Origin of the sequence: Nostoc sp. C052 (assembly GCF_013393905.1) — a bacterium.
Lineage (GTDB): Bacteria > Cyanobacteriota > Cyanobacteriia > Cyanobacteriales > Nostocaceae > Nostoc.
Genome location: NZ_CP040273.1, coordinates 164928 through 184717, shown reverse-complemented (window position 1 = coordinate 184717; position 19790 = coordinate 164928). Strand labels below are relative to the sequence as shown.

Annotated in this window: 20 protein-coding genes and 3 pseudogenes; 18 read left to right on the top strand and 5 right to left on the bottom strand. The window is 40.2% G+C overall.

Annotated elements, in window-relative coordinates; genetic code table 11:
* Positions 1-122 precede the first annotated feature (122 nt).
* Entirely contained in the window at positions 123-503 is a 381-nt protein-coding gene (locus FD723_RS33010) for a hypothetical protein (protein ID WP_179069491.1), read from the top strand.
* Positions 457-1326: a WD40 repeat domain-containing protein gene (locus FD723_RS33005; protein WP_179069490.1), complete on the top strand. Its 870-nt coding sequence runs from the start codon at positions 457-459 to the stop codon at positions 1324-1326. The genes FD723_RS33010 and FD723_RS33005 overlap by 47 nt, the downstream gene beginning before the upstream one ends.
* Positions 1327-1586: 260 nt before the next feature.
* Here FD723_RS33005 and FD723_RS33000 read toward each other — a convergent pair whose 3' ends face one another.
* Positions 1587-2153, bottom strand: coding sequence for a type IV pilin-like G/H family protein (locus FD723_RS33000; protein ID WP_179069489.1), 567 nt, complete (start codon positions 2151-2153; stop codon positions 1587-1589).
* A gap of 1177 nt (positions 2154-3330) precedes the next feature.
* On the opposite strand from FD723_RS33000, the gene FD723_RS32995 reads away from it, so the two are divergent.
* The 8 genes and pseudogenes from FD723_RS32995 to FD723_RS32960 form a co-directional block, all read left to right on the top strand.
* Positions 3331-3501 carry a CopG family transcriptional regulator gene (locus FD723_RS32995; protein ID WP_179069773.1) on the top strand — a complete coding sequence of 57 codons (171 nt, stop codon included), beginning with the start codon at positions 3331-3333 and terminating at the stop codon, positions 3499-3501.
* A 187-nt stretch (positions 3502-3688) separates the two neighbouring features.
* Positions 3689-4105 (top strand): hypothetical protein, encoded by a 417-nt coding sequence (locus FD723_RS32990; protein ID WP_179069488.1) that lies wholly within the window; start codon positions 3689-3691, stop codon positions 4103-4105.
* 306 nt (positions 4106-4411) lie between these two features.
* Positions 4412-5002, top strand: coding sequence for a hypothetical protein (locus tag FD723_RS32985; protein WP_179069487.1), 591 nt, complete (start codon positions 4412-4414; stop codon positions 5000-5002).
* Positions 5003-5096: 94 nt separating this feature from the next.
* A complete protein-coding gene (locus FD723_RS32980) occupies positions 5097-6164 on the top strand; it encodes a WD40 repeat domain-containing protein (RefSeq protein ID WP_179069486.1) in 1068 nt (355 codons plus the stop codon).
* A gap of 177 nt (positions 6165-6341) precedes the next feature.
* A complete protein-coding gene (locus FD723_RS32975) occupies positions 6342-6809 on the top strand; it encodes a hypothetical protein (protein ID WP_179069485.1) in 468 nt (155 codons plus the stop codon).
* A 288-nt stretch (positions 6810-7097) separates the two neighbouring features.
* Positions 7098-9614 carry a molybdopterin-dependent oxidoreductase gene (locus tag FD723_RS32970; RefSeq protein WP_179069484.1) on the top strand — a complete coding sequence of 839 codons (2517 nt, stop codon included), beginning with the start codon at positions 7098-7100 and terminating at the stop codon, positions 9612-9614.
* Between the two features lie 51 nt (positions 9615-9665).
* Positions 9666-10163 (top strand): GNAT family N-acetyltransferase, encoded by a 498-nt coding sequence (locus FD723_RS32965; protein WP_179069483.1) that lies wholly within the window; start codon positions 9666-9668, stop codon positions 10161-10163.
* Between the two features lie 68 nt (positions 10164-10231).
* Positions 10232-10333: pseudogene (locus FD723_RS32960) on the top strand (HU family DNA-binding protein); the annotation flags it as partial.
* A 309-nt stretch (positions 10334-10642) separates the two neighbouring features.
* Here the strand turns inward: FD723_RS32960 and FD723_RS32955 are convergent.
* On the bottom strand, positions 10643-11488 hold the full coding sequence (locus FD723_RS32955) for a phytanoyl-CoA dioxygenase family protein (RefSeq protein ID WP_179069482.1): 846 nt from the start codon (positions 11486-11488) through the stop codon (positions 10643-10645).
* A 173-nt stretch (positions 11489-11661) separates the two neighbouring features.
* Here FD723_RS32955 and FD723_RS32950 point away from each other — a divergent pair, with 173 nt between their 5' ends.
* Together FD723_RS32950 and FD723_RS32945 are read left to right on the top strand one after the other, a co-directional pair.
* The gene (locus tag FD723_RS32950; RefSeq protein ID WP_179069481.1) at positions 11662-12114 is read left to right on the top strand and encodes a DUF1392 family protein; all 453 of its coding nucleotides are present in this window, start codon (positions 11662-11664) and stop codon (positions 12112-12114) included.
* 138 nt (positions 12115-12252) lie between these two features.
* Positions 12253-12942: a thermonuclease family protein gene (locus tag FD723_RS32945; RefSeq protein ID WP_256875294.1), complete on the top strand. Its 690-nt coding sequence runs from the start codon at positions 12253-12255 to the stop codon at positions 12940-12942.
* 50 nt (positions 12943-12992) lie between these two features.
* On the opposite strand, the gene FD723_RS32940 is transcribed toward FD723_RS32945, so the two are convergent.
* A complete protein-coding gene (locus FD723_RS32940) occupies positions 12993-13529 on the bottom strand; it encodes a hypothetical protein (protein ID WP_256875293.1) in 537 nt (178 codons plus the stop codon).
* A gap of 604 nt (positions 13530-14133) precedes the next feature.
* On the opposite strand from FD723_RS32940, the gene FD723_RS43355 reads away from it, so the two are divergent.
* The 6 genes and pseudogenes from FD723_RS43355 (at position 14134) to FD723_RS32915 (ending at position 17163) form a co-directional block, all read left to right on the top strand.
* Positions 14134-14829 (top strand): FAD-dependent oxidoreductase, encoded by a 696-nt coding sequence (locus FD723_RS43355; RefSeq protein ID WP_256875292.1) that lies wholly within the window; start codon positions 14134-14136, stop codon positions 14827-14829.
* Positions 14830-14995: 166 nt separating this feature from the next.
* Complete coding sequence (locus tag FD723_RS43350; protein ID WP_256875291.1) at positions 14996-15304, top strand: hypothetical protein; 309 nt, start codon at positions 14996-14998, stop codon at positions 15302-15304.
* Positions 15288-15602, top strand: a pseudogene (locus FD723_RS32930) (ATPase); the annotation flags it as partial. The gene FD723_RS43350 and the pseudogene FD723_RS32930, both read left to right, overlap by 17 nt.
* A gap of 126 nt (positions 15603-15728) precedes the next feature.
* On the top strand, positions 15729-16289 hold the full coding sequence (locus FD723_RS32925; protein ID WP_179069480.1) for a WGR domain-containing protein: 561 nt from the start codon (positions 15729-15731) through the stop codon (positions 16287-16289).
* 48 nt (positions 16290-16337) lie between these two features.
* Positions 16338-16568 carry a hypothetical protein gene (locus FD723_RS32920; RefSeq protein ID WP_179069479.1) on the top strand — a complete coding sequence of 77 codons (231 nt, stop codon included), beginning with the start codon at positions 16338-16340 and terminating at the stop codon, positions 16566-16568.
* 238 nt (positions 16569-16806) lie between these two features.
* The gene (locus tag FD723_RS32915) at positions 16807-17163 is read left to right on the top strand and encodes a hypothetical protein (protein WP_179069478.1); all 357 of its coding nucleotides are present in this window, start codon (positions 16807-16809) and stop codon (positions 17161-17163) included.
* 25 nt (positions 17164-17188) lie between these two features.
* On the opposite strand, the pseudogene FD723_RS32910 reads toward FD723_RS32915, so the two are convergent.
* Together FD723_RS32910 and FD723_RS32905 are read right to left on the bottom strand one after the other, a co-directional pair.
* A pseudogene (locus FD723_RS32910) lies at positions 17189-17789 on the bottom strand (Uma2 family endonuclease).
* Positions 17790-17929: 140 nt separating this feature from the next.
* Complete coding sequence (locus tag FD723_RS32905) at positions 17930-19588, bottom strand: right-handed parallel beta-helix repeat-containing protein (protein ID WP_179069477.1); 1659 nt, start codon at positions 19586-19588, stop codon at positions 17930-17932.
* Positions 19589-19790: the final 202 nt, after the last annotated feature.

Here is a 19790-nt window from a genome sequence, read left to right as displayed (position 1 = left end):
CAGTCAGGGCCAAAGCCCCTCTTGGGCGGAAGTATGGATAGAGCCGGGAACAGTCTGAAACAGTGGAGTCTGAAATAGTGGAGTCTGAAATAGTGGAGTCTGAAATAGTGGAGTCTGAAACAGTGGAGCCTGAAACAGTGGAGCCTGAAACAGTGGAGCCTGAAACAGTGGAACCTGAAACAGTGGAACCTGAAACAGTGGAACCTGAAACAGTGGAACCTGAAACAGTGGAACCTATACCCCATAATCTGTTTGCGATCAATTCAACTACCTACCGAAAAGAGAACAGAGCTAATGTTAGACAACTGGTTGAGCAAAAAACAGATATGGTTGCTGCGTGGTGTAGCGATTATAATTTTTTTGATACAAGTCGGAGCATATTTGTGGAGCAGTTACCGAGTAACGAATATCTGCAAGTTGTCGCAGCCTCATTCCCAGTATTGCGATTTGACAGTAGTGCGGAAGTTAAGTGGAGTAGCAGAAGCGATCGCCCTTTCTTCTGATGGTCACACCTTAGTGGGCGGCGGTAGCAAAAGCTTTAGCGTCTGGCATCTGCCAAGTCAGCAGCCGCAATTAATCCTCAAAGGAGACGCGAATGATATTTATGACCTTGCGCTTTCTGCTGATGGTCAGACTTTGGTGAGCGGGAGTTTAGGCAAGACCATTAAGGTGTGGAATTTAGCGACGGGAAAACTCAAATTTACTCTCAAAGGGCATTCTGAAGTTGTAAATGCACTGGTGATCACACCCAATCAGCAAACAATTGTGAGTGCCAGTTCCGACAATACCATTAAGATATGGAATTTGGCGACTGGACAATTAACAAGCACATTGGCACAAACACCGGATACTGTAATAACTTTGGCGCTGACTCCAGATGGCAAGACTTTGGTTAGTGGCGATTCGAGCAATCACATCACTGTATGGGATCTGGGAACTGGACGAAAGCGCACCACTTTGACTGGACATTATGGTGCAGTATCTGCTTTAGCCATTAGTCGTGACGGTCAGTTGCTCGCTAGTGGTAGTGCCAAGCAGGTAAAAGTGTGGAACCTGACAACAGAAAAATTGTTGCAGGATTTTGGGGGCTTCTATTTTCCGCAGATCACCATCGCCTTTAGTCCTGATGGGCAATCTTTAATTACTGGTGGAGGATATAAACCATATCGGGTTTGGAATCTGGTAACAGGAAATATAGAAGCAACTCTGCCCGATGTTAGCAACTGGTCGGGGGCAATGGTATTTAGTAGGGATGGCAAGACTTTGTTTAGTGCAACAGAGGACGGAATTACAGAGTGGAAAATTCCTGCACCAAACCACCCTTAAAAGAATGTTTGGAAAGTTATGAGAGTCTTGCGCTTGAGCTATTCGTCTGGTTTTAAAACTTCCAACTTTGGGCAAGTGAGAGTACTGTATCTGCCAAACTAAAATCTCGTTTGTGTTCGCATACGAATTGATATAATCGTGAATTTTGTCCTTGAAAATTCCCCAGTGAACTAGAGATTTTATCTGCTTCATTCCTCCGATTATCATTATTAAATGCTAGTCCAATTCTGCTGATATTTTTGAGGAATTCTAATGGCAAGTTATTTGGGTTTCTGCAATTTTATAGTTCCCGAACCACAAGTAAGAATACCATTTTGATAAATCGGCTCGCTTAAGTGGATAGTGCCTGGTAATTTGTTTTGACATATAATTGCGAAAGTTGTTAGTTCATTTTTAGAATTTTTAGTATTAGGTATAATAAAAACACCACTAACATAACCTATTACTGGTATGTTTACGAACCATCCCTTTTTTACATACTCTCGTCGGGGATTTGCATAATTGAATGCAGAGATTGGGGTTATTTTTATAGAATAGTTATAGTTTTTTGACGAGTTTGACATTTGTTCTTTAAGAGCAATGTCTATTTCAGGAATCGACTTACTAAAAATGCCATTATGCTCTAAAAAGTATCTCTGCTGACCACGAGTCATCATACCAATTGAAGCCAGTCCTACTGATGATGTATCCCAACTTTCATTACTAAAACTTAAAGGAAATAAATTATATAAAATTGGTGGCAATATAATCCAGACAGAAGGAATAAATACTAGCAAAAATAGAGCCTTGAATTGTGTTTTTTTATCAAGTTTTAAGAAAATATTCATGACTATTTTCTGTCTGAGATAATTTGTTTTGTTGACGAACACTCTGAAGTCTTTAACACAACCTCTTAGTTCAAGTTTTCCCATAGTACAGGCTTTTCTAACAACTTACTGACCGCAGATAAAGTGGGGACTACCGCAATATGTTGAAAAAATAAGCCACCCTCTAAGAGTGGCTCAAAGTTTTATCCAAGAATTTCAATCACCGCAGCCAGAATTTTCTTGTTGCGTCAACGCCGGAAAATAATTTTTAAGTAATAAGCTGTACCTGTTCCTTCCAGGTGTGTCGAAATCTTTTCTTGAAATTGGCGCATGAACCCAGGTAATAACGAACGCTTCTACCATGCAATATAAAACTGCCATAGACGAAAGCTAGAGCAGTTTTTGATAAAATTAAATTATATAGGAGACTTTTAGTGTTGTCCCCAGTTTATCCATAATAGATACCGTTATATAATACTATTCACCTCAAGTTTCGTGCTTTACGCAAAAAACGAATAATCTTGAAGTTGGCATTACAAAAATTAAAAGTCAGTATCAGCCAAAGTGTCATAGACGGCATCAGCGATTTTGAGCTTCTTCCTTGGTGGCACACAGAATATGGTTGCTGGTGATGGTGTGCTGAGAAAGTAAATCTGGGGATCAATCAGGCGTATATGTGATGGGCTTACGCCCCGTCAAGAGTGCGATGCGTAACCGCCCGAGGCGATCGCAGAGATAATTGAAGCACCCAAGATTATCACTAGTCGCCCTGACATTGGTTATTGGATTGATACCAGCCGTATTGCTATAAAGCCTTGTGCCAATGAGTTAAAAGGATAGCGATCGCCTACAGCAGGTAGTTAGGCTATCTTGCTTGGCTTAACTAAAGTATTATTCTCCCGAACTTAACTCAGATTGGTTCAAAATTGCCTCTAGCAATCCAGTCACTAAGCTGCTAGTTACCATGTATTTACACTGAATGCTTAATTACAGAAAAACTTTTAGCTTATGTTCTACTCATAATTGTCGCCTTTAAATTATTTAAGCTTCATCACTTAAACTAAATTTAAACTCTTCACTACGGCTTTACACTTATTAGTGTTTACTTTACAGCTTCTTGAGGCTAATATCATTACTTTTATCATTGTGATAACAGTTTGAATGATTGATATTAGAGAAGTAGTTTTAATTTGAGTTAATTAAATCAGTGAATAAGAAATGGGCAACTAAACGACTCACAATTAATTTGGCATCAGGGGAAGCAGAAAGATTAGAAAAATACTGTTCAATAACAGGACGACCAGCAACCGATGTGATTCGAGAGTTGATTCGCTCCTTGCCAACTGAAGAAACACCAAATGCAAATTGAACTGCTATTCTCACACAAGTTATAGTTACAACGATTTCATACTCCTTGGATCTTTATCGGGGAGCTTTTGTGTTAGAAAAGCTACTGCTGAGGGAAAACTTAAAGTAAGACCCTGTGTTGAATAAACTAAGAGGATTCATATTACAAATTATCGAGGTTTTATTCTCAGTCAGCAACCTCAATCAACATGAAAGTATTACCCAACAATAGCTTTACGATTTTGACAACTGATGAACTGCCTATAGTTCTGCAACGGCTGAATGCACAAGTTGAACCGACAAAAGTATTTAGATTCTCTAAAAAATACCTCCCTTATCAAGGAACCATTTCGGAATCAGGGTTTCAAATCAGTCGCATAATTCACTATCAGAACTCGTTTTTACCAGTGATTCGAGGACGCTTTGAAGTAGAATCTCACCAAACCTTGATTCATGTACAAATGGGGATATATCCTTTTGTTATGGCATTTTTAGGATTCTGGTTTTTATCCTGGTATGGTGCAGTCGTTCCTATAACCTTAACAGGTGCTATGCCTCATCAAATGGCTACGCTATTTGTAGGTATGCCGAGGTTGATGCTAATGATTTGTTGGGTAGCTTTTTAGCCAGAAGCAAATCGCAGCCGCAGTGAATTAACTCAAATTATTCAAGATAAGTATAAGTAACCTGTTTGGGAATTAAATTATAATATTTTGTTCATTTAAATAGTTTTTATAGTGTTATTATTATCTAATTTTTACGTTTTATTTATAACCTCATTACTGAAAATAGATAAATTTCATATTTTTATAAATAAAATGTTATTAAAGATGTAATCACCCGCTTAATTAAGAGAAAAAACCTACTAAATTACAAGATAAATACTAATTTCGAGAAATTTTTCTGATTTTTAGAAAATTATAGAGGTAAATATGGTTAAACGTATAAAAGGATTGTTTTTGGCTGCAATTTTGACTGTTTTCTTTATTGGAGTAACTGCTACTCATGCAAAAGCGGAGACTTACCTTGCTGGAGAATTTACAATTACTTTAGATGATGGAGAAAATGGCAAAACCTACAGAGGTTGTGATGCTCAGGGGAAATGTATAAATTTAGAAAATGGAACATCTTGGCGTGATAATGGTTATCGGGGTATTACTTGGGAAAATGGCGATTATACTTATTCAGTTTCCTGGCGTGAAAATGCCAATGAAGGAATGTATTTGAATATTTACAACAAAGATAAACAGATATTACGCCTTCAACTAGTAGAGACAACTGAAAATGTAGGAACTCTCAAGGGTTTAACTTATTGTGATGTAGTGAATATTACATCTGGGCAACTGGCACTTCGTGATAGCCCGAATGGACAATCTAGGGCAGGTCTTGATAATAGCAATAATGTTTTGTTGAAGAAACAAGAGGGTATCTGGGCTTATGTAAGTGTCGTTCAAGGGCCCAATACTAGAGTTAATGGTTTGTCAGGATGGGTTAATTCAAATTATCTACATTGCACCAAATAACCAATTGATTAACTAAGATTTGATTTGCTCTATTTATAAGCGATCGCGTCCCATCCAATGGGAACCATGTTATGTAATTGCGTTCCTTAGCACCATGAAATTATTGCATTTTCTCAAATCCAGACCAGTCATTATAGTTTTAGCAATTGCAGTAAACATCACTGTCATTGATGTACATTCTTCTACTTCAAATCTTCCCATAGGCAAGAGTACAATTACTCAGTCCCAACTACAGATTCAACTTGTTCACACACTGACTGGGCATAAAAAAGTGACTTTTGGTGTTCGAGCAGTTGCGATTAGCTCTTCGGGGCAAACCCTGATTAGTGCAGGTAGAGATGATACGATTAAATTCTGGAATTTACGTACTGGGAAATTGTTGCGTAGTTTAGACGCTCACTCAGATGGTGTTACTTCAATTGCGATTAGTCCAGATGGCAAGCGGATTGTAACTGGTGGGATAAGCACCCCAACAATGAAGGTTTGGGATTTACGCACTTTCCTTATGCTAAAGGGCGAAAGTGGGCATACCCAACCAGTAGAAACCGTTGCGATTAGTTCAGATGGTAGATTGATTGCTAGTGGCAGTGACGATGGCACAATCAAGCTTTGGGATTTACACACGCTTAAGTTGCTTGATACCATTCCTACACACTCAGGATTCGTGAGTAAAGTTGCATTTAGCCCTGATATGCAAACCCTTGTAAGTGCTGGGGGTGGCGATGATAATACAATTAGGCTGATTGATTTGCAAACTAAAAAAACACGCTATATTCTCAAAGGACACAAAACTGGAGTTGATGCTATTGCCATTACTCCAGATAGCAAAAAGCTTGTTACTGGTAGTTTTGGTCAGCTAGTTTCTCGAAATCGTGCAATTAGTACTCTGAAATTATGGAATCTTCAAACTGGAAAACTGCTGCATGAGTTTACTGATAATTTTAATTCAGTTGAATCTCTTGCCATCAGTCCCGATGGGAAAATTCTGATTTGCGGCAATTATGATGGCACTATAAAACTGTGGAGTTTAGAGCAAGGGAAACTGTTGCACACATGGAGGGATGGTTCCAGTTCTGTTTTAGGGCTTGCTTTAAGTTTGGATGGTAAAACCCTCGTTAGTAGCAATGAAGATAGCATTATACATATTTGGCAAATTAAATAACTGCATTTGCGCTATTTTGGGTGAATGGGAACTCCTAAAAGGAGAAGCTGGTTATGGATACAGAACTTAACTTTACTATCGATATTCTCGCTCAAAAAGTACAACTAATTTCAAAGTAAAATTTTTACTAGTTTTTAGAGTTGCTAGGGAAACCCAAAATAAAGGTAATATCTGAAGATGATGGAATCCCCAAGAAGTTGTTATGATGCTGAGTTTGGACAGATGACATTGGAAGATAACTACTGGACTTTAGCACAATGTGCTGTTTTGGGCGATCGCCGTGTACCGATTTGTGTGGATTTTAAACAGGGGCAGATTGGGGAACTTTCATTGCTTCAGCGTGAAGCTATTCGGCAGGCTTTAGCCTTGCCACCCGATGTGTTACGCATTACTGCTCCTCTGGTGCTGCAAAATTATAATGTATATCGTGACATGATTGGAGATGAGTCAATGCCTGTGTTGGCTAATCCGATTCAGGTCTGGGATCAGGTCACTTTCTCATATATCTATGTGGAGTATGACCTAGATATTGCTACCTTTAAGTTGATAGCTGAGTGTGACTGGGACCCAGAACACGGCTTAGAAGTACGCTTTCGCAATGGAGTAGCAGACGATGCAGATCAGATAGGTGAAACAGGACGCTAAAGACTATATAGCTTGGCAAAAAGCCGTGCTGAATTGAAGCATCGCGCTTATATACTGCGATCGCTGCTGATTTTTGGGAATTTTAAAATAGCGTTGCAATTTTGGGGAAAGCGAACTACTAGTCATCACCAGGCCATAACACAGCCAAAGCAATAGATGTGGATTGAAAAACGCACAATATTATTATATTGAGTTATTCAAATATGTAATATCTATAATCAGAGGTAGCTAAACTCACCTACATTTGTGAAATGCTGTAATCAGTGCGATTGTAGACAGAGCATCTCCATGACATCAAAAGGCAGAAAAAAGACCTCAAGGCGTGGTTTTCTCCAAGGGGCGGCTATTAGTACAGCAGCTTTAAGTGCAGCAGAGTTACTAAAAAAAGAAGTGGCAGATGCTGCAAGTCCTGGACAGGATCAGGCAATCCCTCTCCAAAGTACTGAATTTGATTTTATTCAGAAATCGGCTGCCCTAGAGCCAGACAAGATTGTAAATAGTGCTTGTCAATTTTGTAATTCTCTGTGCCGATTGAAAGTTCATCTCAAAGACGGACGCATCATAGATGTGTTAGGTGAACCAAATGACCCAGTACAGGCTGGTGGCTTTTGTATTAAGGGGCCAATGATGACCCAGCTAGTCTACAATCGTTTTCGCTTGAAAAGCCCAATGAAGCGGGTTAGTGGAAACAAAGGTGACAGCAATTCTAAATTTGAGCCAATTTCTTGGGATGAAGCACTTTCAATTATAGCTAGCAAGTTTTTGGCACTTAGGGATGCAGGTGAAGCTAGAGCGATCGCGAACAAAACCTCTGGCAGGCTCCCACGGGGGACAGGTTCTCTGGTCGGACGCTATTTTAGTATGCTGGGCAGTCCTAATAATACCGATGTTGGGCCTGTATGCAACGATGCAGGTGGCAATGCTTTGGCATGGACATTTGGCTTGGGTAATTTTACAAACGGTTACGGAATCGATGATGCGACTAAAAAAGAAGACTTAGGATCTGCCAAATTCTTTCTGTTTTTAGGTACGAATCAAGCAGAAACCCATCCTGTAACCTTTGCCTATCTTCTCAGAAGTCGTGTTCAGACCAAAGCCAAATTAGTAGTTATCGACCCGCGCTTGACTACGACAGGAGCGCAAGCTGATGAGTGGATTGCACCGAAACCACACACTGACTTGGCTTTGGTTTTGGGAATGCTCTATCACATTGTGACTAACAATTTATACGATACTGGCTTTGTAAAACGATGGGTATTAGGTTTTGACGAACTGAAAAATCACCTAAAAAGCTTCAGCTACACACCAGAGTGGGCAGCCAAAGTGACGGATGTTCCAGCATCAAAAATTAGGTCGATAGCTGAGGCTTATGCCAAAACTAAGCCTGCTGCGATTTTCTGCAACGCCGGGATTTCTCATCAATTGGGGGCTTTTGACACTTACCGTTGTTTGACATTCCTAGCCGCGATTACAGGCAATATTGGTATTCCTGGTGGTGGTTGCAATTTTATGCACAATACCTGGCCAGGGGAATTGAAGTTGCCAGCGATTATTGGTAAAACACCTAGCAAAGATATTGCACTACCAGTCGGGCCAGATTATTTTGCAGAATCGATCATTTCAGGTGAACCTTATCAACTCAAAGCGATCGTTACTCAGGGGAATCCTCTGTTGGCTTGTTCAGACACAATTAAAGTACAGCAGGCTTATCGGCAATTAGAATTTTATGTTTACACTGGATTGTTTATGGAAGAATCAGCCTACTATGCTGATATTATTTTGCCCGTAACGAGTGGTTTTGAAATGGAAACCATTTATATGCGGCGGGATGATCGAGCAATCCGTTGGCAAGAACAAGTGGTTACTCCGGTAGGTGAGTCCAAACCAGATTGGCATATCTGGATTGATTTAGCACACGCCACAGCGAAATTAGACAAACGCAATCCGCCTGAATACTGGAGGGACAACTTTCCTGATTCTTGGAAAGACTATCGTCATCTGTGGGCAACTTTTCTAACGAATACTCCAGGAATGGGAGGTATGACCCAACAGAGACTATCTCAAAGAACAGAACCCTTGCGTTGGCCTTGTCCCACAGTAGATCATCCTGGTGTCAGCACACTTTACCTAGATCATGCATCTTGGTATGAAGCCGCATCAGCTCTTAACCCTGATCATATTGGTAAGCGATTTCTAACTCCCAGTGGGAAAGTAGAAATTTATACTCCCCAATTACAAAGTCGGCTAGCTGAGGCTGGACACTCTGCTCTGCCAAGCTTCTATACCCATCCAGAGGTAATAGGTAAGCATCCTACCATTGAATACACATCTGAGTTGGTAAAAAATCCTGTGAATCCACAGGCACTGACTCAAAACATTAAATTAGGAAAAATCTCTTCTGGGAAAGTACACAAGCAGTACCCACTGATGGGAATAACTGGTAGATCGAGTGTAGTTCATTTCCACTCTGTAACTCACTGGACTTATACAGGCAAGCAAATGAATGGTGTTCGCTTAGTACAAATCCATCCAGAGGCAGCAAAAAAAGCAGGCATTAAAAATGGTGATGAAATCATAGTTGAAAGCCCCAGAGGAGCAATCACTGGCACTGCATTGGTTTGGTCAGGAATTCGAGAAGATACTATTTTTGTCCCTGGCTGGTTCGGACCTGGGCAGAAAATGGCAGAAGAGTTTGGAACTCCCTATTATGAGTCAGTTAATATCTTGATAGATAAACAATATTATGACAATCTCTCAGGACAGCAGGCATTTAAATGTTTTGCCTGCCGAGTCAAAAAAGCATAAGGATTACTTGTTCTTCGATTTTGAGTATCTCCTCACTTATTTCAACCAAATATGTGTCTCAATGATATCGTGATTGCTCGTGCCACCCTCAGCGATGTTACTGGAATTCTCAAGTTGGCGCAAGCCAATGACGCAGAACATGGTGGTATGTTGTTAGGTCATCTTGAGCCAGAGGCAGTGATGATGACCATATCTAAAATGCCGAGCATTGTAGCCCGCAAAGATGGGCAAGTTGTAGGATTCTTACTCAGTTGGTCAAAGGCAACTGCTAATTTACCAATTATAACGGTAATGTTACAAGCCTATGCTGGTACAAAAGATTCTTACTTATATGGCCCCATCTGTGTTGATGAAACTATGCGAGGGCAAGGTATTGCTGCGGTAATGTTTGCTAAATTGAAAGATTTTTTACCAGAACGGGAAGGGATACTGTTCATCAAGGCAAACAACAAAGCATCACTTCAGGCACATCAAAAGATGGGTATGTGCAAGATGGGAGAGTTCATCTATGAAGGCACTGAATTTTTGGTATTCGCCTATAATGGCTAACTACTTGATAAGGTTTGGGTGATTCGAGCGACGCGTAGCTTGCCGCCGTAGGCATCGCTTTTAAGAGCGAGGGGCGTAATCCGAAAACCAATGAGCTAATGACTATCCCAGCTACCAAAGTGCCTGCATTCTCTGCTGGGAAACAGTTTAAAGAAAAAGTAGCGCCATAGATGAATTGCTTTACTACTGTCAATCCAATCACTGCAAAGCCATAATCGATTAATTCAAGTATCGAATCGACTGTGAAACTTTGACTGCTTCTTGGGGAGTAACGTTACTGCAATTAGACAATTCTGGCATTACTCCCGTACCAACAAATCTGTAAAAGGGGCCATTTTGCTCTCCCCACCACTGCGATAGCAATGTTGGTTGTTTGGCATCATCTCCTAAGCCACAACCAATAACTAGCGCCTTTTGCCCTTTTATCTCTAAATTAAAGCTAAGTTTTAGTTTGAATTTAGAGCCTCATAATCATCAGATTAACCATAAGCGCCGTTGGGAAGAAATCCTAAGAGTTGCTTCAATCTCTGGTCTGCTTCTTCATAGCAGTGACTAGGCATTTGATAATTCATAAAGGGTTCGTACTTATGCCCAACCAGTCTTTTTGCATAGGTAATCTGCGTAATGTAGCGAGTTATAGAGGACGAATTTCTAGACCCTCTATGCCATACCTGATTGTTAAAACAAACAGCAGAACCCATTGCTCCCAAGCAGTTATAAACCCGGTCTTCATATCCAGAAATATCACCATTGCAGAACTTGCCAAACAGATGAGATCCTGGAATCACCTGAGTTGGCCCATTTCTTTCAGATAGTACATCTGTCAAGTAATAATTTACTGTGAATGCTAGAACATTCAGGCGAATGTTGGTTAAGGGTTCCCCATCAAGGGAAATTACGTGCGGTGTATCGTCTTGATGCCAAGCATTTTTAGCCAAACCATCAGTGTTTGGAGGAATCTTAAATGAGTTATTGTGGATAACATGAATTATATTAGCGTTGGGAACACCATCCTGTATTGAGTAACCTATTCCATTTGCTCCACCAATTAAATGTTCTGCAAATGTAACTATGGGTTCTAAAGCAAAAAGATTTAGATTTTGCTTTGAATGCTCGAACATTCGCTTCATCATCATTTTTTTTGATTCGTGATAATTTTCACCTTCAATTTTTTTGAGAGTTTCATCTAAATCATTCTTTAGAAGCTGACATTGTTCAGGTGTCAACACATTGTCAATTACAAGAAAACCATGAGTATGAAAAAACTCAATCCATTCATTTAGTTGCTCTATAGTTGTTTTTTTACCAGTTAAATATTCAGTCATTTTTTTTCTTTGTTTTTCAATAGTTAGAGGTTAGGGATAGATCATCTCTATTAGGGACAGCTGCTAATAAACATCAGATACCAGTCAATCATTTCTATATTTATTTTGAATTATATTCCGGATCAGACTGATGCAAGTGAGTGTATGTATAAAAAAGAGAACTACATTCCCAGATGATTAACCAAATTACCGCCTTAGAATCCTGTTGGCATATTTCTCCTGAATGGGGTCAGTCCATGCCTCCCTTAGCAGTGAAAATGTTAGAAAAAGTTGTGTTGCCAATCTCAGATTTGTCAGGCTACTGCTGTGGTGTTCAGTGGGAAAGACAGCAATGGATTTATGCAATTGTTTGCCAGAATGAAACTCTCTACTTAGCTGAACAAGAATTTCATAGAACAAATCGACTAGAAAAGTCCACTGTTTTTACTCCAGCTTTTAAATTGGGGGATATAGTTGAGGTTGATTTCGGTGAACAGCCGACACGCCGTATTATTCAAGGAATTGTTAGCCTCAAAGATAATTGGCTTTATGGGGTAGAGTGGCGCTCTCCAATTTTAGAAGAAGTGTCTGCCCAAAGCAGAACAATATGGCTTGCTGATGTTGATTTAGTCAATGTTAGTGTATGACGATTATCAGTTGCGACAAAAGAGCAGCACCAACTTAACTAACAATTTGGGTTATTAATTTAACTTTACTGATTTTATTAGCTACTTTTAATTAGTTGTCTGGGCATCATAAGTATTATATAGTGATTATTACTACAGATGCTTCCGAAAATTTCCTTTGTTGCAATTAGCGTTCTGCTTGTAGCTCAAATGTCGTTACCCGTATTTGCCAACAATCTTACCGCCACAGTTGTAAGCGTAGGCGACGGTGACACCATACGGGTGAGAACTGGTAACAAAACTGTAACACTCCGCCTCGCTTGCATTGATGCACCAGAGATGAAACAGAATCCTTGGGGTCAACAATCGGCAACGCGACTAAAGCAATTACTTCCAGTAGGACAGTCCGTTACCCTACGTGCTATTGAAACTGACAAATATAAGCGCTTAGTTGCAGAGGTGTTTGTCGAGAATCGCAGTGTCAACGTGAGTATGGTGCAAGAGGGACAGGCTGTAGTGTATCGTCAGTATCTCAAAAGTTGCCCACAATCTAAAGATAGTTTGTTGCAGGGTGAAAACACCGCCAAACAACAGCGTTTAGCATTTTGGAGTCAGGCTAATCCTGTGATGCCTTGGGACTTCCGCCACAGAGCTACCCAAAAGACAACTTCACAGGCGATTCAACCGCAGCAACAGAATAACTGCGATCCTGCTTACCCAGATTTTTGCATTCCAAAGAATTCACCAGACTTAGATTGCCGAAATATTAGCCAACGAAGGTTTAAAGTGCTGCCACCAGATCCTCATGGGTTTGACCGAGATGGTGATGGGATTGGGTGCGAAAAATAACTACGACGAAACACAGCTTTCAGTTAAGCAGTAAAAATGTTTCATTAAAATCAAGATTGTTCAATTGACTCCGAACCTTTAAAGATTGTTGGAATGGGCATCACCATCAACATTATTAAGTTAGAAACCCAAAACAAGACAACAACGCCAAAACCCAATAATGTCAAATAGGAAAATGTTAATTGTGTGAGTCCATTAAGCAGTTGCCACAACCGAAAAGCTGTGTATAAAAAGCCAATAGGTACAACAATACTTGGCACTAGGGAGCGACTAAAAACACGTTCAGATATGAGTTGTACAGCGACTATCAACAGGTAACTTCCCCAAAATACCCATGCAGATGGTTGTTTCCAAGCCAGAGCTAACAAGCACATCGGTAACAAAACTCCAGCAACTAAGGCTAACTTGACCCACCATCGCAGAAATTGCCATTGCTGCTGGTTATACCCAATTTCTGCCGTAAAGGGTAAACGTCGAGCTTTCACACCAAAACCATAGCCAAGAGCTAGCAGGCTTATAATCAGAATAAAGAGCGTAAGAATCAATTCATTATTAACTGTCATCTGCTCGAAAATACCAATTCTCATACCCTTAGTTTAATCTGGCTTTAACAGCCTCGCTCCACCTTGGCTGCCAATAACAATATTTCGCCTTTTACTTTTAAATACTCAGTGTGCAATGTGTTGATTCAAGCTAGTCGAAGGTTGAAGTCGAACTCCTCTCTCTTTTGCTCTATTCTTCGTAGTTCATCGCTTCCACAATTGATTTTCTCTTTTATTGCCAAAAGTGGTGCTGATATAGGCGATTGGAGTGATGAGTGCTGTATTGGGAGACTGTCTTACTTTCCAGACATACTGTAAGTAAGAAATTTACAAATTCGTAGTCTTATCGAGTTTCTTAAAGGCTAACCAGTAGGTTGCTCAATTAGTCACAAATTTATTAGATATTGTACTAAGAAGCTCATCTATCATTGAGCTAGTACTCAAAAATAGTCACTCATTTTCGGAATTATTAATACTGCTTATACCTAGTTTTTAATCAAAAACTATTAATAAACAATCTTTGTAGCAGCAAATGTCAAAGGCTAAGAATTCCTTAACGCTGCGTCAGCCCAAAATTGTCCCAATTAATATTAGTAATATGCAAGAGAATACATTTATTTTGTAGTACAAAAAATCGAGATAACCTTTAATGAACAACCCATTAGCGAAAAATGATACGAACATTTTAGTAATTGGAGCAGGAGTCAGTGGTCTAACAACTGCTATATGTCTAAGAGAGGCAGGTTTTAATGTTGTGATTGTTGCAGATCGTTTTGCCCCAGACTTAACCTCTATTGTGGCAGGTGCATTATGGGAATGGCCTCCAGCAGTCTGTGGTCGTCATGGATCTCCTAGATCGCTGGAACGCTCTAAAGACTGGTGTATGACTACCTATAATAAATTCAAGAAAATACATACAGAGTTTGGTTCAGAAAAAACAGGGATTTATTTGAGGGATGGGTATTTCTATTTTAAGGATGTTTTGGAAAATCGACCTGCTGATCTAAACAAAATGAATGAGTTGAAGGATAAAGTTGATGGATTTGAAAGAGGTTTACATATTGTCAAAAAAACGATTGATTTGAATTTTCAAGGAGGTATAAAAGATGCTTATAAACACATGGCTCCGATGACAAATACCGATGTTTACATGAATTGGCTACTTCAATATGTAAAGGATATTGGATGTGAGATTATCCAGGAGAAAATCACTGTCAATGTAGTTCAAAATGAACAGGAACTACTTAGCCGTTTTAATGCAAGGGCAATTGTTAATTGTGCTGGGCTAGGTCCACTTAGTACAACAAATGCTCTGCGAATCGGCAAATCCAGTTGCTTTGCATAGTAGTAAGATAGATAGCAATAAGCAGACTGTCTTTGTGCTACATGATATGTTTCTGAGCAAAACTGATTTTAGATATATCTGCTCAGAGAATAGAAATCTAGTTTTACTCTGTAGTAGGCGAGGACTCAGTGAGGTTGTACCCTCTCAGTATCAATACTTGTCTATTGTGCAGATTGTAGAACCTTATAATTTACAAAATCTGTTGCAAACCTATCAACAGATTAAGACTGACTATAAACTATTAGATGATAACTGCCGGATTGTCACCAACGATGAGTATTCAGTACTGTTAACTGCACAGTTGCGTGAAGCTCTAAATCTGCCAGGCGATCGCCCAACGATGATCCAGCAGTTTACTGATAAGAGTTACCTCAAATCTGCCCTAAAAAATTCCCTGATTCGGATGCCCAAGTATCTGATTTTTGCTCAAGACCAATACCGTAAAGAGCCGCTTTCAACAACGTTTTGGCATTAACCTGGAATCGGAGTACCTCGAAGCGATCGCAGCCTCGACCGCGAAGTTTTCAGGGGCAGAACTTGAAACCCTTGCTTCGGAAGCTGCTCTGCTGGCATTCGATGAGGGTAGACCGCAGCAGGTAACACTTGCTGACCTCGAAGCTTGTCGTCAAACCATTACCCCGCTTGCGATTCAGGATGCGGCGGCAGTCGAGCGTATGCAGAGTTGGGCATCCACCGCACGACGGGCTAGTAGTCCTGTGGTTGCAGCAAAAACTCAGTCTTTGCGTGCTGCTAAGTTTCGGAATATGAACTGATGAGAAAGCGATTGTCTTCTAATCCTATGGGGCAATCGCTCTTTTAGGTTCGTAGCGATCGCGTTCAGTATATCTATCTCAGATGGGGCAATGCCCTGAAGTTAGGAAATTGACAGGGTAAGAAAGATGGAAATCTATTTAGTCTTTGTTGATGCTATCCAGAACAGCAATAAGTTCTGGGCGGCTATTGTTGAAGATGGTAACTTAACAGTGCAGTGGGGCAGAGTCGGTTATAAGGCGCAAACGAAAATCCACACATTAGGCAATCATCAAAGAGCCATTGCTAAATTTCATAATCTGGTAGCAGAAAAGAAATCCAAAGGTTACAGCGAAAGCCAGCCAGAGATTGATGCTAGTCGCAGTGTTGCAGACATTAGACGAGCTATTCAATTATTGAATATTATCCGTCCTTCTATTGCTAATAGAATTTTTCACGATGGCTATATTAACGCCCTAAATGAATATCTGAAAATAGTACCAACACCTTTAGGGATGCAAATTGACTACCACAGAGTTTACCGCACAGTAGAAGATATTGACTATCAGCGAGAGTTACTCAACTCTCTGTTAGCGACATCTGCACCACAAGTTGCTGCGGTAGTTGTTGGTCATGCCCCTGAAGCGACAGCAGAACCCAATGTAGTCAGTCTCAAGACTATCAGTAAGAACTTCTGGCGACATTTGTGATTTAAAGGTGCAGATGTAAGCTTTTGATAAAAGTAGGAGCAAAAAACAATGTCCAACACAGAAAAACTACATTATGATTATGGCTCTGAATTTGAAGAGGGCGAAGAATCAAGTTGGTTGTGGATAGCAGAAATGAAAGAGCCAGCACTGCCTGAACCTCATTGTTATTCCTTGCTTCTTAGTGCGCGAGGAACTCGTGCGGCAGAGCTAATTAAAAATTTTCAGTCTTTATCCCCAGATGAAGCACAAGAGTATGCAAGAAAATTAGCTTTTGGCTAAGTAAAAAATAGAAGCTAAATATTCCCCAGTGCAGTATGTGCTGGGGGATATTTTTAACTGACTTTCAGCTTAATCGCTTGTTTATCCTCTGAGTTTTTTCGTATGACATCGCTTAAGCATAAGAATATCTTTTCTGAATATAGAATTTTAAGTAAATTTAACCACATCTACCTGACGAAAGTTTACAATATAATTACTGGAACTAATTTAGTTACAACCAAAGGCTTTGGTTTGACCCATGACTGATAATAAACAAGTTGTCTGCCAACTCACTCAACAAAAACCAAGACGTGTTTTGGTTGTAGCTCCAAGTGAACTAGCTATCCATCATCGTCACAGACAATCCCTTCAGACACTGCCTACTTTAAGCAATTACATTTTCAAAGTCATCGCTAAATTGTCCATCGTCAGTGCTATGTTGTTTGGCATCAGTGCATTGGGCTACTGGGGATTAGAAATCGTTGAAGCTAACACAATCCCGATAATAGAAGACAGATACGATTGGCAAACTCAAAAACATATTTGTTTCGGTTGGATGCTAGTTACTTTTTCTAGCTTCCTTGGGAGTACTTCTTTTGGTAACGAGTCCCACTAATCAGTTCCAAGAGAGTTAAGCAGCCTTAAAAATTAATGCGACGATAAATTTCAGTCAGGGGAATTTCTACGTTTAAACTGTGCAGCATAATCGTCCGCTCAAGGTGAGAGTGAACTTTCCATAGCCAGCTATCGTTACTGTTACGATCCAAATTGTGATACTGCTCAATGTAGGCTTCAGTTTGGCTTACAAGCAGATATTCGCAAAAGCTGGTAATCGAGCGATATTTTCTGAACTTGTCCCCTCGATCATAAGCTTCAGTAGATGGCGATAGAACCTCGACAATAAACATTGGATTGAGAATTTCATCATTGCGATTGCCATTGAACTCTGGTTCGCCATTAACAACCATCAAATCAGTATAAGTACCACACTGATATTCAGGAATCCAAAAAAAGCAAGTCGCTGTTATACAAACGAAAATCGGTGTCTCTCAATAAAAACCCTAGAGTTATTAAGAAGTTGCTGGCGATGGCACTGTGAGATTCTGAACCTCCCGACATAGTAATAACTTCTCCGTTGCGGTATTCATGGCGTTCGGGGTTTGTTTCTTCCATAGCCCGATACTCGTCTAACGTGAGGCGAGTTGTTATTACATCTGGGGGACTGGTTTGAGCAAAAACCATAATCAACCTCTTAAATAATTAGCTCTAAAACTATTATCGGCAATGGAACAAAGAATTGCTAATGAACGAATTCTCACCAAGCTATTGATTGGATTGGTGAGAATTTTTAATCGCCTTGTAAAAAATATTAAGGTAAATACTTAAACTCTCACGACTGAACCAATGTTAATGAATTTACCTACAATATTATCAAGCTTGATAAACTTATTTGAATCCTCTTCGGGTGTGTCAAAGTTACAAGCGACGGTACTGTAGTCTAATGTGGGAGCGGGATAGCCAGCAGAGTCAGAGGTGTAAATCCCGCCACCCTTGCCAGACTCGAATTTACCAGAACTGAGTTCGATTCCGAAAGCTTTATTGTGCCTGATAATACTGTTGCCTACTGTTAAGATACCATCATTGTAAATGCCACCGCCAAAGTGTGCTTGATTGTTACTGAGGGTGCTGTTGCTTAATATTAAAGCGCCATCATTGTAAATACCACCGCCAGACTGTGCTTTATTGTTACTAATAGTGCTTTTGGCTAATGTTAAGTTGCCATCATTGTAAACGGCAGCACCAATGCCTGCTTGATTGTTACTAAGGGTGCTATCAATCACGACTATATGATCATTAAAACCCAGATCACTATCTGGAGAAATAAGCCCGCTATAAAATATCCCTCCACCCGCATCTTTAGCCGTGTTACCACTGATTATACTGTGATTTACTATCCCACCACCATTAGTTACGTAGATGCCACCGCCATAATCTGCTGTGTTGTCAGTGATGCTGCCGTAATTTACTGTCAAACCACCAATGCCTACAATGCCGCCGCCAGATGGGGACCAATTGCCACTGATACTGCTGTAATTTACTGTACCTTGACCTGATATACCACCGCCGATGTCACCCGCCGAATTGCCACTGATACTGCTGTAATTTACTGTACCTTGACTTAATGAGATACCACCGCCGCTGCTACCTACCGAATTGTTAGTGATAATGCTGTAATTCACCTGAGCATCGTATATATAGATGCCGCCACCTTCTTCACTTGCCGAATTGTTAGTGACGGTGTCGTGATTGAGCGTGCCATAATGTAAATAGATACCGCCCCCTTCACTTGCCGAACTATTGTGACTGATGGTACTGTAATTCACCGATACTGAGTTAGGCTTGATACTAGTTTTTAAATCCTGGTCACTATAGATACCACCACCATAACCTGTTGTGTTACCAATGATGTTGCTATAGTTGACTGTGAGGCTGCCAGTATTATAAATACCACCACCATCACCGTTGGCAGATAAAACATCACCAGCCGAATTGTTACTAATAGTACTATAGTTGACTGTGAGGCTGCCAGTATTATAAATACCACCACCCGCACTGATGGTGTTTCCGTAGAAGTTTATTGCATTATGATATACTGTATTGCCAGTGATTATGCTGTTGTTTAAGGTAAGAACACCTTCATTGGAAATACCACCACCCCCTGGTGTGCCATTGGAGCCATTATATGTATTTGTAATAGTCAGCCCGTTGATTGCAGATATTACACCACTAGCAATGTCAAAAACACGATCAGCAGTATCATCCTTAATAGTTAGTTTGCTCGGATTTGTACCAACAATTATCAAGTCATCTGTGATACTCAAACCACTACCAGTCAAACTGATGGTATGAGCTAGCCCATCTGTAAACAGCCCACCAAAATTGATGATATCTTTTCCTGTCATGGCATTGGCATTTAGAACTGCCTGCCGCAGTGAACCTGCACCACTGTTGTTCGTATTAGTGACGGTAAATGTAGACATTCCGATTACTCCTGTTTTTTCGGTGTATAAAAATTGATATCAAGACAAATGCGATCGCCCGACTAGTCTGCCAAGCCCAAAATGCGCTTTTTCAGGTTGGGGTACATATTAGAGGTTAAAACAATTTCCCAAATAGCCAAGTTTACTCTCGTGAACTACTGAGAGCATTTTGAGATTGAAGTCTTAATTTTTTGACTTAATT

Excerpts from the sequence above, each read along its gene's own strand:
- FD723_RS33000 (WP_179069489.1), bottom strand. The coding sequence starts at position 2,153 with ATGAATATTTTCTTAAAACTTGATAAAAAAACACAATTCAAGGCTCTA.
- FD723_RS32990 (WP_179069488.1), top strand. The coding sequence starts at position 3,689 with ATGAAAGTATTACCCAACAATAGCTTTACGATTTTGACAACTGATGAA.
- FD723_RS32985 (WP_179069487.1), top strand. The coding sequence starts at position 4,412 with ATGGTTAAACGTATAAAAGGATTGTTTTTGGCTGCAATTTTGACTGTT.
- FD723_RS32980 (WP_179069486.1), top strand. The coding sequence starts at position 5,097 with ATGAAATTATTGCATTTTCTCAAATCCAGACCAGTCATTATAGTTTTA.
- FD723_RS32975 (WP_179069485.1), top strand. The coding sequence starts at position 6,342 with ATGATGGAATCCCCAAGAAGTTGTTATGATGCTGAGTTTGGACAGATG.
- FD723_RS32970 (WP_179069484.1), top strand. The coding sequence starts at position 7,098 with ATGACATCAAAAGGCAGAAAAAAGACCTCAAGGCGTGGTTTTCTCCAA.
- FD723_RS32965 (WP_179069483.1), top strand. The coding sequence starts at position 9,666 with ATGTGTCTCAATGATATCGTGATTGCTCGTGCCACCCTCAGCGATGTT.
- FD723_RS32955 (WP_179069482.1), bottom strand. The coding sequence starts at position 11,488 with ATGACTGAATATTTAACTGGTAAAAAAACAACTATAGAGCAACTAAAT.
- FD723_RS32950 (WP_179069481.1), top strand. The coding sequence starts at position 11,662 with ATGATTAACCAAATTACCGCCTTAGAATCCTGTTGGCATATTTCTCCT.
- FD723_RS32945 (WP_256875294.1), top strand. The coding sequence starts at position 12,253 with ATGCTTCCGAAAATTTCCTTTGTTGCAATTAGCGTTCTGCTTGTAGCT.
- FD723_RS32940 (WP_256875293.1), bottom strand. The coding sequence starts at position 13,529 with ATGAGAATTGGTATTTTCGAGCAGATGACAGTTAATAATGAATTGATT.
- FD723_RS43355 (WP_256875292.1), top strand. The coding sequence starts at position 14,134 with ATGAACAACCCATTAGCGAAAAATGATACGAACATTTTAGTAATTGGA.
- FD723_RS32925 (WP_179069480.1), top strand. The coding sequence starts at position 15,729 with ATGGAAATCTATTTAGTCTTTGTTGATGCTATCCAGAACAGCAATAAG.
- FD723_RS32920 (WP_179069479.1), top strand. The coding sequence starts at position 16,338 with ATGTCCAACACAGAAAAACTACATTATGATTATGGCTCTGAATTTGAA.
- FD723_RS32915 (WP_179069478.1), top strand. The coding sequence starts at position 16,807 with ATGACTGATAATAAACAAGTTGTCTGCCAACTCACTCAACAAAAACCA.
- FD723_RS32905 (WP_179069477.1), bottom strand. The coding sequence starts at position 19,588 with ATGTCTACATTTACCGTCACTAATACGAACAACAGTGGTGCAGGTTCA.